Annotated in this window: 11 protein-coding genes; 5 read left to right on the top strand and 6 right to left on the bottom strand. The window is 45.8% G+C overall.

Annotation, left to right across the window (positions count from 1 at the left end; all coding sequences use genetic code 11):
* The 3 genes from QQ041_RS18425 to QQ041_RS18415 all read left to right on the top strand — a co-directional run.
* The coding region (locus QQ041_RS18425; RefSeq protein ID WP_285954730.1) for an ethylbenzene dehydrogenase-related protein at positions 1–381 on the top strand (381 nt) is incomplete at its 5' end.
* 79 nt (positions 382–460) lie between these two features.
* Positions 461–1,060 (top strand): cytochrome C, encoded by a 600-nt coding sequence (locus QQ041_RS18420; protein WP_285954729.1) that lies wholly within the window; start codon positions 461–463, stop codon positions 1,058–1,060.
* A 15-nt stretch (positions 1,061–1,075) separates the two neighbouring features.
* Entirely contained in the window at positions 1,076–1,492 is a 417-nt protein-coding gene (locus tag QQ041_RS18415) for a cytochrome c3 family protein (protein ID WP_285954728.1), read from the top strand.
* Positions 1,493–1,634: 142 nt separating this feature from the next.
* On the opposite strand, the gene QQ041_RS18410 is transcribed toward QQ041_RS18415, so the two are convergent.
* The 4 genes from QQ041_RS18410 to QQ041_RS18395 form a co-directional block, all read right to left on the bottom strand.
* Positions 1,635–3,047 carry a fructose-specific PTS transporter subunit EIIC gene (locus QQ041_RS18410; RefSeq protein WP_285954727.1) on the bottom strand — a complete coding sequence of 471 codons (1,413 nt, stop codon included), beginning with the start codon at positions 3,045–3,047 and terminating at the stop codon, positions 1,635–1,637.
* 13 nt (positions 3,048–3,060) lie between these two features.
* Complete coding sequence (locus QQ041_RS18405; protein ID WP_285954726.1) at positions 3,061–3,501, bottom strand: PTS sugar transporter subunit IIA; 441 nt, start codon at positions 3,499–3,501, stop codon at positions 3,061–3,063.
* Between the two features lie 299 nt (positions 3,502–3,800).
* Entirely contained in the window at positions 3,801–5,018 is a 1,218-nt protein-coding gene (manA, locus tag QQ041_RS18400; RefSeq protein WP_285954725.1) for a mannose-6-phosphate isomerase, class I, read from the bottom strand.
* A gap of 110 nt (positions 5,019–5,128) precedes the next feature.
* On the bottom strand, positions 5,129–7,033 hold the full coding sequence (locus QQ041_RS18395) for a fructose-specific PTS transporter subunit EIIC (protein ID WP_239718464.1): 1,905 nt from the start codon (positions 7,031–7,033) through the stop codon (positions 5,129–5,131).
* Between the two features lie 377 nt (positions 7,034–7,410).
* Here QQ041_RS18395 and QQ041_RS18390 point away from each other — a divergent pair, with 377 nt between their 5' ends.
* The gene (locus QQ041_RS18390) at positions 7,411–8,250 is read left to right on the top strand and encodes a helix-turn-helix transcriptional regulator (protein ID WP_285954724.1); all 840 of its coding nucleotides are present in this window, start codon (positions 7,411–7,413) and stop codon (positions 8,248–8,250) included.
* 18 nt (positions 8,251–8,268) lie between these two features.
* Here the strand turns inward: QQ041_RS18390 and QQ041_RS18385 are convergent, their stop codons facing one another.
* Together QQ041_RS18385 and QQ041_RS18380 are read right to left on the bottom strand one after the other, a co-directional pair.
* Positions 8,269–9,042, bottom strand: coding sequence for a PTS sugar transporter subunit IIA (locus QQ041_RS18385; protein ID WP_146490319.1), 774 nt, complete (start codon positions 9,040–9,042; stop codon positions 8,269–8,271).
* Positions 9,043–9,049: 7 nt separating this feature from the next.
* The gene (locus QQ041_RS18380) at positions 9,050–9,352 is read right to left on the bottom strand and encodes a PTS fructose transporter subunit IIB (RefSeq protein ID WP_146490320.1); all 303 of its coding nucleotides are present in this window, start codon (positions 9,350–9,352) and stop codon (positions 9,050–9,052) included.
* Positions 9,353–9,657: 305 nt separating this feature from the next.
* Between QQ041_RS18380 and QQ041_RS18375 the strand changes: the two genes are divergently transcribed.
* A complete protein-coding gene (locus tag QQ041_RS18375; protein ID WP_285954723.1) occupies positions 9,658–11,523 on the top strand; it encodes a fructose-specific PTS transporter subunit EIIC in 1,866 nt (621 codons plus the stop codon).
* Positions 11,524–11,525 lie beyond the last annotated feature (2 nt).

The following is an 11,525-nucleotide window of genomic DNA, read 5'->3' as shown; positions in this document are numbered from 1 at the left end:
GGGGGGGGCTACGTTAATAACGTAAAAGACGGCCAGCCAGCATATGTATCAGATAACTTAACCAATGAAACATTACTTATTTTAGACTCAGAGAAGAAGCCGTTTACAACTGACTACAATAAGTTAGACCGAATTCCAGGGCTAACAGGTAAGCCATTTACCGGTTCCCGTGGTGATATCGAAGTCGGTGCAATTTGGAAAGCGGGTGTTTGGACTCTGGAAATGAAGCGTAAGCTTGTAACTACGGGTGAAAATGCAGAAACGCAAGATGTGCAATTTAACGATTTGAGCCAATCATATCCATTTGGTGTTGCGGTTTTTGATAACTCTCAAATTAATCACATATACCATCGTGGTGTGTTAAACCTTGAGTTTAAATAAGTATAACACTCGTAACTAACTGAAATGATTTGTGTCGAAATAATCGGCTCAAATCATTTCTTCACAGAAGAGTACTATTATGGTCAAAACAGTTACTCAATATGTTTCTTATTTATTTGTGTTGACCACGTTGAGTATATTCTTTATGCCGCTATCGCTCTGTTCTGAGTCAACAGTTCAGGATTCCGCTTCTCATAATGTAAAACCGTTTTCTAGCCAAATTACCAATGAAGCGGAAATGCAGATTTTAGTAAAGGAAAATAAGCGTTGTATACGGTGCCATAAAAAAAAGCGTCTGCTTAAAAATATTGATGCCATCGCTTCTGTAGGAGCACATGCCAGTACCGAGTTTTACAACAACTGCACAGCTTGTCATGGCAGAAAAGGTTCTCACCCCAAAGATTCTGATGTGGTGAGTGTTATTCCATTCGATGATCATATCGACTTGCCAATTTTCGAGCAGAACCAAAAGTGTATCGCCTGTCATTCTCCTGAAAGCTTGAGGGCCAGTGAGTGGACTCACGATGTACATGCCACCCAATTGACATGTTCCAATTGTCATAATTTACATCGCGATTCAGACCCGATTATCGGTATCAGTAAGAAGTTTCGCATTGGGTTATGTGCAACCTGCCATGAAGCTATTCTGCGTGAGAAAGAGTTTAAGTCGCATCAGTAAGAAGGAGCCAGTTTTATGAGTATGACTAAATATTTAATTGGTGTGTTACTTGCTGGAGTATGCGCACTGGTGGTCGCTGAGGATTTACCTAATCCAGATGAGCATAATCTTGCGAATATTCACCTAAAGGATGAAACATGTGCGGGGCAGTGCCATCTAGACGAAGAGCCTTCTGACGATCTTGAGTTTGAATATAACAGCTGCGTGGAGTGTCATGATGATTTTGGCCACCTCGAAGGGAGTCAGCATAATCTAAAGCACAAAGAGAGCGAAGAGATGGAGTGCGTTGAGTGTCATCTTCCCCATGAAGAATTTGATCCTAAGGACACTTGTACCGATTGTCATGATGAAGAAGACGAAGAATTATCAGACTTTTATTCAGTTAGGCTAGAGCGCTATTTAAACACGTTTAGCCTTGATATTAGGCCGTAAAATGACGGAAGGTTTGAGCTAGTAAAAATAAAAATCCCCATTCGTTGACAAAACGAATGGGGATTTTTCTTAGTAGGGGGTAGTTACTTTATCAATAGTGAGCATTCACTAATTTATTGATTCTTTTAGATAGCTTTTGGCTTTAGATAGCCACCATAGTTGCAGCTCTCTTCATTGCTTCCTTCGTTGAACACTCAATCACGTTCGCATTGGCAAATCGGTGTGCGTCTTTCACTTGAATATCGTGAGCCAAGATAACCAGTCTTGCGTTCGCTACATCTAGGTCAGTGATGCGGTTCTGAATACCGTTTTGACCTTGAGTTTCTACCTTAATCTTAAGGCCTGCGGCTAAGCCTGCTTTCTCTAGTGCTTTCGCTGCCATGAAGGTGTGTGCAACACCAGAAGGGCAACATGTAACTGCTACGATGTCGTACTCGCCTTCGCCTGCTACAGGAGCTGCTTGAGCTTGTACTGGTGCTTCAACCATGTCTTCTTCTGTTTCTACCGCTACCGGTTTCCAGAAGCCTACGATAACGGCTGTGGTTAGCGAGCCAAGTGCAATACCGACGACGTACATTGGAATGTTGCTTGATACAGGCGCAGTGATTAGGCCGCCCCACGGAGCGTGCAGTAGAACGTCTGTCATGAAGCCGAATACACAGCCCACGATACCACCGGCAACGATTGAAGGAAGTACGCGCATTGGGTCATTTGCTGCGAACGGGATAGCACCCTCAGAGATACCGATAGAACCCATGATTGCTGCTGCTTTACCTGCTTCTTGCTCTTGTTTAGAGAACTTGTTTTTGAATAGGAACGTCGCCAGAGCCATACCTAGAGGTGGAGTACAAATCGCGATGCCTACACCGCCCATTAGCCAAGGTTGCGTGTCTACTTGAGTTTGAGCAAATAGGGTCGCGACTTTGTTGATAGGGCCGCCCATATCAAACGCTGTCATACCGCCAAGGATTGTGCCCAGAACCATCTTAGATGCGCCCGCCATTGAAGCTAGGAACTCGTTCATTGAAGACATGAACAGTTTGATTGGCTCGCCGATGCCCCATAGTACGATACCTGCAGAGATTAACGTGCCTAGAAGCGGGTAGATGAAGTACGCACCTAGCGCCGTCATGTTCGCAGAAAGTGGGATCTTCTTAAGTTGGAACACCACGCCACCGGCGATAAAGCCAGCCACGATACAGCCAAGGAAGCCGCCGCCCATATCAGCCATGATGCCAGAAGATATCATCGCTGGCGCTAGTGCTGGTTTATCTGCAATTGAGTAACCAATAAAGCCGCCAAGAATGATTGGGAAAAGAACAAGGCCTTTGATACCGATATTAGAGATGTCTGCCAGCAAACCGTCTGCTGGTACTGCACCTTTACCTGATGCCATTACCGCTAAAGCCAACAGAACACCACCGGCTACGATGAAAGGCAGCATGTGTGATGTACCGAAAAGCAGGTGACCTTTCATGGTACTAAGGATTTTTTTAAAGTCGCTACTACTGTTTTTATTATTGGTATTCGTAGCTTGAGTTGTTAGGGTGCTCATAATTTTCTACGCCTTATGAATTAATTAAAATATTAAGGATTTGCTGTTCGTCTTTTGCGTTATGGATATCTTGAATAAATTCATCACTGAATTTTCCAAATAGTTCTTGTAGTACATAAATATGATGGTCAGCACCGTTATCTGGTGAGGCAATCATAAAAAACACGGTTGGATTAATGCCGTCTTCATCGCCATATTCAATGCCTTCACGCTTTACACCGACAGCAATCGCAGGCTCTGTTACTGACTTACTTTTCGAGTGTGGGTAAGCGATGCCGTCCATCGAGGTAATGCTTTGAGATTCACGAATTTCGATGTCTGCCAAGAAGGCTTCTTTATTGCTGATTCGGTTGTTCTCAAATAACATGCCTGCCAATTCTTCAAACAGTTCTTTTTTATTATTCGCTTGAAGGTTGTTATTAATTAAGTTGACGTTAGTTAGCTGTGTGATCATTTATTAACTCATTCACTATTGAAGTTCTTGAATTAAAATTAATGGATTAACCCGATTCGCGAAATAGCAAATAAAAGCCCTTCACTGTACATTTGTACCAAGCAAAATTAAGTGTGATTTGCATCATTCATCCAATGTGAGGTGAGTCATATTTGATGGTGTATTTCGGTGTTGAAATAATTTTCGTTAGGAATAAAAGAGCTGTAGGGACAAAAAAGCTCTAGGAAAACAAAAGCTATAGAAACAAAAATGCCCCGCAAAAGCAGGGCATGAAGAGTGTGTACTTAGTTGTGAGAGAGTTAACTGTAAGCGCGCGCTACGCGTCCAACGCAATCCAGTTTGTAGCTCTCTGCGTAAGCTGGAATGAACACCGATTGGCCTTTCTCTATTACGCAGGTTTCACCACATTGATGGGTTAGCACCATGGATTCATCAAGTGGTAGTAGGATCTCGGCACCTTCGGTGGTGATTTTTCTCTGATGAGAATTCTGCACGATAGAGAACTTAAAATCTTCGACTGGAATTTGGTATTCCATCACATCACCTTGCTCTATCGGGCTTAGCAGTAATCTATCCGCGGGCTTTTCATTAAATCGAGTACAAGAAACCAGTTCATTTACGTCCATGTATTTAGGCGTCAGCCCTGCACGCAACACATTGTCTGAGTTCGCCATGATTTCTAAGCCTGTACCTTTGATGTAAGCGTGGGGCGTTTCGGCATCCAGATACATGGCTTGCCCTGGCTTTAGGGTAATCACATTCAATAGCAGTGGAGCGAACAAGCCGACATCACCTGGGTATTGAGCTTCCAGTTCTGAAATCAATTGGAATACATGTTTATCTGAAAGCTTAGCCTTCATGATCAACATGGTAAGTGCCATTCCTTTTTGCTCGCCTTCTAAAGACAATAAGCTCGCAAAAAAGCATGCTAAGCCATTGGGGGTTTGGTCGCCCGCGAGATCGTTAACCATCGAGTGCAGCTCTGGAATATCGAGGTAATGGAAGTGCTCAAGGATCTCGCTGATTGATCTAAAACCATTCATCGCCGTGTAGTCGGTTAGGGCATACACCAGTTCTGGTTTGTGATTGGCATCTTTGTAATTACGGTTACCAGCTGTCATCGGAATGCCTTGCTGCTCTTCTAGAGCATACCCAGATTCAGCTTGTTGTTTGTTTGGGTGTACTTGTACAGACAGTGCTTTTTCAGCCGCTAACACCTTAAAAAGGTATGGTAGCTCGCCAAAACGACTCGCGACTTTCTCGCTTAGAAACAGGTTTAGATTCTTAGAAATCAAGTTCGACAACGTGGTTTGCTGACCATTGTCGGTCACCATCGAGCAACCATTCGGGTGAGCGCCCATCCAGATCTCTGCTTGCGGCTCACCAGACTGGTTATCAATACCAAACAGTTGGCTGAATGAAGACGGGCTACCCCATGCGTAGTTTTGAATGACGTTAGTCATAGGGTAGAAAAAGCGTTGTGCGAACGAGTCGTTCGCTAAAGAAAAATCAGACATCGAAATCACCATGAAGGGAAACATGGCTTGAGCTCTATTCGTTAGTAAAAAACTATTAACTACTAAAAACAGTAGAGTCGAAGGGCTCAAGCCATTGGAGTTGAAATGGCTTAAGCCGCTGCTGCTGTTAGCTTGGCTTTACGTAGATTTTTAAGCGCGATACAAGTAACCGCAGTCACGCCCGCCCCTGATGCCATGCACAGAAGTGCCAGCATTGGGTAGTTCATTGCGCCAAGCAGAGCGACTACTGGACCACCGTGAGCAACACTGTTGGTGATGCCGAATGAGAACGCCATAACCGCTGCAGTCATTGAACCAAGTACGTTGGCAGGGATAACCGACATTGGGTCTTGAGCCGCGAAAGGAATCGCACCTTCAGAGATACCCACCAAGCCCATCGCACCTGCTGCTTTACCCGCTTCGATTTCAGAAGATTCGAACAGGTCGAACTTACGGCCAAGTCTGGTTGCGATAGCCATGCCTAGTGGAGCGACAGGGATAGCACACGCCATTGCACCCATGAACTGAGTTTGACCGCTGGCAATCATGCCGACCGAGAATAGGAACGCCACCTTGTTGAATGGACCGCCCATATCAAAGCCGGCCATACCACCAAGGACAATACCAAGCAGCACCACGTTGCCTGTGCTCATGCTGGTTAGTAGTGCAGTAAGAGCATCCATCAGTCCAGCGATAGGCGCGCCGATAACAAAGATGAACAGACCCGCGATGAATAGAGAGCCAGTGATCGGAGCGATCATGATAGGCACAAGCGGTTGAACGAATTTGTGGTAGTTAAACGAGGTAATCCACTTAACGAAGTAACCAACCAATAGGCCGGCGATGATTGCGCCAATGAAGCCTGTACCTGCATCAGCACCGTAGAAAGAACCGTTGTTGGCAATCCAACCGCCAATCAAACCTGGAGTTAAGGCAGGGCGGTCTGCAATCGCGTAAGCAATGTAGCCAGCCAAGATTGGGATCATCAGGGTGAACGCAACCACACCGACTTCTAGAATTTGGTTCCACATGCTACCAGCAGGAATTGCCATACCGGATTCACTTGGTTCGCCGCCAATCGCCAATGCTAAGGCAATCAAAAGGCCGCCAGTCACCACGAATGGAATCATGTGTGAGACGCCATTCATCAAGTAACGATAAAGGTCAGAACGCGCTTGTGATGCTTTCTCTACAACAGATTGATTGGTCGGCGTTTGTTCGGCTTGGTAGCTAGGTGCGTTGAGTGCTTGTTTAATCAAGCCTTGCGCGTCTTTGATTGGTGCTTTTACGTTGGTTTTGATAACGCGCTTTCCAGCAAAGCGAGCCATGTCGACTTGTTTGTCACAAGCAACAACGATAGCGTCCGCACGTTCGATTTCTTCTTGAGTTGGGCTGTTTTTAACCCCGATAGAACCGTTGGTCTCTACCTTGATGTCGTAGCCAAGAGCCGCAGCGCCTTTCTCTAGTGCTTCGGCTGCTAAATAAGTGTGTGCAACGCCAGCAGGACAGCCAGTCACGCCAATGATGAAGCCTTGCTTCTCAACGTTTGTTTCGGTTGCTGATGGTTCAGGTTTGGTAAGCAGCAGTTCCAACGCCGCTTGTTCAGAGTCAGCATTCATGAAGTTTTCGATAAAACCTTCTTCAATCAGTTTTGAAGAAAGCTCTGCCAGTACTTCGATGTGATGGTTGTCGCCGCCATCGGGAGAGGCAATCATAAAGAACAGTTTTGATGGCTGGCCGTCATCGGCACCGTACTCAATGCCCTGCTTGTGGACGCCGATAACAACGGCGGGTTTGATAACCGCGCTGCTTTTCGCGTGTGGTAGAGCAATGCCTTCTTCAAACCCGGTATTACCTTGCTCTTCTCGCGCTTTAATGTCGGCAAGGAACTGTGCTTTGTCTGAAATTCGACCTTGTGCATAAAGCACGTCTATCAGCTCTTTGAATACTTCTTCTTTTGAATCAGCGCTAAGCGAAAGCTTAATCAAATCTTGATTGATCAATGTTGTGATCATAATGAACCCCTACTCTTTTTTATTTTGTTAGGGGTATTCTGGAATCTACGGCTTACCTTCTGTAGTGAAGAAAAAATGCATTTACTGGATGATTGATGCGTTCTAAATGGAGTGTGATTTTGATCGGTTAGTGGTGCGTTTTTCGGTCACTGTTGACAGCGATTTTGAGGGGCTTAGGCTTTTATTTATAAGGGCTGCAGCGTGTTGGGTTCTCAGGGGGGGTACGTGCTATATCAGATTTGTGACTGGAGATTTATTTCCATGACTGGATTTTTGTAACCTAGATCTCAAATTGTGATTTTGCTCAATAGCGCTATGTTTCACTAAGGGGTATATCTATTCCCGTAGCCTTATTGCTGCCCACTAGAGTTCGAATAATGATATTTCATGACTTAATCTCGTCTGTGTTAAATGAGCGAGAACCGTTTCATAACATCTGGTTTGCTGGAGATTTTCATACACCTTCAGCATGCAGTTATCAGGTGAACTTTCCGCGCTTAGAGCTGGTGCTAGACGGAGAGTATATTAATGAAATGGAAAGCCATGACCGCAAGATCACCAACGTTATAGCCAAAGCCGGAGACGCGATTTTCATCCCACCCAACTGTTGGAATAAACCCAATTGGGACACTGACTGTTCAGTGTTAAGTATGTTGTTTGGTCGTCGTCAGCTGGGTTTAAGTTTGGTGAGCAAACGCAAAGGTGAGGAGAGTTTTTACGATATTCAAAAGCACAGTATTCAGACTCGCTCTGGCTTTGCGATTGATAACATTCTAGAAGCGCTCAGCTCACTCGCGAGGGAGAGTAACAAGCAGCCTATGGATGAGTTATTGCTGCAAGCGCTACTTCAATACAGTAAGACGATGTTGGATGCGCCTGTCGAAAAATCTCACAGCCGAGTTCAGGATGTGTATCAGGGGATTTGTATCTACATTCAAGAGAACTTCCACCGCCAAATCACCCGAGACAGCATCGCCTCGCGCTTTAGCATTTCATCGAACCACTTGTCGCGAATGTTCCGTCAACAAGGCCATATGACATTGGCCGAGTACATCACTCGTGTCCGAGTCGACCGCGCTAAGTTCATGCTTAAGAAGTATAACTTTAAGCTCAATGAAGTGTCGGTTCGTTGCGGCTTCAAAGATGTGAACTACTTCTGCCGAGTATTTAAAAACCGAACCGGAAAAACCCCAACCGAATACCGTGGATCTATCTAGTCCAAGCTATTTGATGAATCAAATAAGGCGAGATGAGATGTACATCAAGAGGGCTTGTAGATCGACACTGCTGCGGGTCTTCTGTAAACGCTCATTGACCTGATCGTGAAGCAGGTTTCTGGTTAGGTTAGTGGCGGCCACAATGTGCTCTCGTTGCGGCTTGGTTGGAAGCACTAAAGCGATAGCAACGTGTACTTCGCCGATACGTGATGCCCAATCAATCGGATCGTCACTGACGATGACCGCAATCGAGAGATCTTGAGTCGATTCAAACATCACATGTGGCAGCGCGATTCCCGGTGAAACGCAGGTAGAGGAGCGTTCTTCTCGTTTAATAAACGCCAGAATCAGTTCATCCGGATCTTGTGGATACACCAGATGAGCGAGCCCTTTTAGGCATTCAAATTTAGTCAGTTGGGTTTGAGCTTTAGCATGATGCCAATTGATCTCACAAGGTGGACATATCTGCGGCATGCGCTGGATTAGATCCTTGGAGAACTCATGATTCACTTGCGAACCAACCATAGCGTAATGCTCGGCAATCACGTCTTTAAGAACGAAACAGGCCAGCTCTGCATCAATACCCACAGCGGTAATCTGGCACAAATCCCCTCGGAGTAAACCCACTTGTAACATCGCGACAGATTTGGAGAGATCGGCGGTTCGGTTTTGAGTGATGTTGATAATACGGATGGTACTTTTGAATTTTTTAGCCAAGCGGCTAAGTGGCTGCGCGACGTGTGAGTTCGCGGCAGGATCGTCAACGAAGAAGGTAATCTGATATTCATTCATGAAAGGTTTAAGCTCGACAATGCTTAATAAAAACCTTGTCGACGCTTAACAGCACCTCTTCCATAGGAATGAATAAGGTTTTAGCAGGGTCGAAGCGGCTTGGTTGTTCAATGTCGATATCAGAGACGATCAACACCTTGTCTGCGAGGCTAATGTCCTGTGCAGAGAGTAAGTTTTCAATACCCATAGCGCCTTGTGTTTCAACCTTGATTGAAACGTTGAATTTAGGGGCTGTTTTATTTAATGCATCAGCTGCCATATAGGTGTGCGCAATGCCTGTAGGGCACGCAGTTACCGCTACAATTTTCATTATTATTCTCGGCTTAATCTCGCCACTTTACTCTCTCGTATGGGAAAACCCAGTATAGACCGGGAGCATACAGTAGGGGCGATACGTTTATGGGTTCTGTGGATTTTATGGATTGGCGTTTTTTATTCTAAGGTGGACGTCACACTCTGAGTTCTTGGTTACAATAATCCAGTTAATGCACCTTTCGTCCTATATGATGATCGCTGACACACCGCTAATCTTTTCATCCTATTAACATCGAATTTTAATTTAGGTCGGAAGAACCTAATTACTTCAGTCTGAAATCAGGCGAGGCAGAGTAAAACATGGATATCACTAACATTATCGAGCCCGAGATTATCTGCTTAGATTTGCAAGCAGACTCAAAACAGGCAGTATTTGAAGAGCTAGTCGAGTTACTCGATCGCGCTGGTAAGCTCTCGAATAAAAGTGAATTCCTTGATGATATCTGGAAGCGTGAGGCTATTGGTAATACCGGTTTTGATGATGGTATTGCGATTCCACATGCGAAAAGTACTGCCGTTGCAAAGCCTGCTGTTGCTGTGGGCATCAGCCGAACGGGCATAGATTATGGTGCTGACGGTGGTGAACTGTCTGATGTGTTCTTCATGCTCGCTTCGCCTGACAACAATGATGGCCATCATATCGAGGTGTTGGCACAGATTTCTACCAAACTGATTGAAGATGGCTTTGTTACAAAATTAAAGGCAGTGGAGTCGGTTGAAGAGGCTCAAGAACTGTTTCTCGAAGTCAATTCTGACTCTTTCGATAGCTATGCCTCTAGCTATCATGAAGTGTATGTCGAGCCGCTCAGTCCTTGGGCGCAGTCTCTGAATCGTCTCAAAGAACACTTGTTATACGGCACCTCGCATATGATTCCCTTTGTGGTCGCGGGTGGGGTGTTGCTGTCTTTGTCGGTGATGATGTCGGGTCATGGTGCTGTGCCTGAAAGTGGTGTGTTAGCAGACATCGCACAGATGGGGATCGCAGGCTTAACCCTGTTTACTGCCGTTCTAGGCGGCTACATCGCGTACTCAATGGCTGATAAACCCGGTTTAGCTCCGGGCATGATCGGTTCTTGGGTGGCGGTGAATCAATACAATACCGGCTTCCTCGGTGCGATTGTGGTCGGTTTCTTTGCCGGTTTTGTGGTTAACCTACTTAAGAAGATCAAACTGCCAGACAGTATGATCTCGTTGAGCTCTATCTTCATCTATCCACTCGTCGGCACTTTCGTCACTTGTGGCGCGGTGATGTGGGTGATTGGCTCTCCGATAGCTCAAGTAATGCTTGAGATGAACCAAATGCTAACGGGTATGGCAGGTTCTGGAAAAATGGTGCTCGGCAGTATTTTAGGCGCTATGACGGCCTTTGATATGGGTGGCCCAATCAACAAGGTCGCAACGCTGTTTGCTCAAACGCAGGTAAATACCCAGCCTTGGTTGATGGGTGGCGTTGGCATTGCGATTTGTACGCCACCACTGGGCATGGCTCTGGCGACTTTTATATCGCCGAAGAAGTTTAAACGAGACGAACGCGAAGCCGGCAAAGCCGCAGGCATCATGGGAATGATCGGCATCAGTGAAGGTGCGATTCCATTTGCTGCTGCCGATCCTGCACGTGTTCTACCTGCAGTTGTGGCTGGTGGTATTGTCGGTAACGTAGTTGGTTTTATGTTCCATGTGGTAAACCATGCACCATGGGGCGGTTGGATTGTTCTACCTGTTGTGGATGGCAAGATTGGCTATATCATTGGCACACTCGCGGGGGCTCTTACCACGGCTTTAATCGTAATATTGCTGAAAAAGAATGTGGTCGAAGGTGAGGCTCGCTCTAATCAGTTTGCGGGTGGTTCGGTGACCGAAGAAGGGCAAGCGGATGTACTCGCGATCACTTCTTGTCCGTCTGGTGTTGCTCACACTTTCCTAGCGGCTAAGTCTTTGGAAAAGGCGGCACATCATCTCGGGGTTAGAATAAAAGTTGAAACGCAGGGCGCCAGCGGGATAGGCAATCGCATCACACCTAAAGATATTGAAAGGGCGAGGTTGGTGATCTTTGCTCATGACGTGGCGATTAAGGAAGTCGAGCGCTTTGCGAATGTGAAAACCTTAGATGTCAGCACCAAAGAGGCGATGCTTAATGCACAGGCGCTGATCATGAGAAAGGTATAACC

Origin of the sequence: Vibrio sp. TMPB1044 (genome assembly GCF_030442075.1) — a bacterium.
GTDB lineage: Bacteria > Pseudomonadota > Gammaproteobacteria > Enterobacterales > Vibrionaceae > Vibrio > Vibrio satsumensis.
Note: the sequence above shows the minus strand (reverse complement) of the source record. Positions and strands in the feature narration are given on the sequence as shown.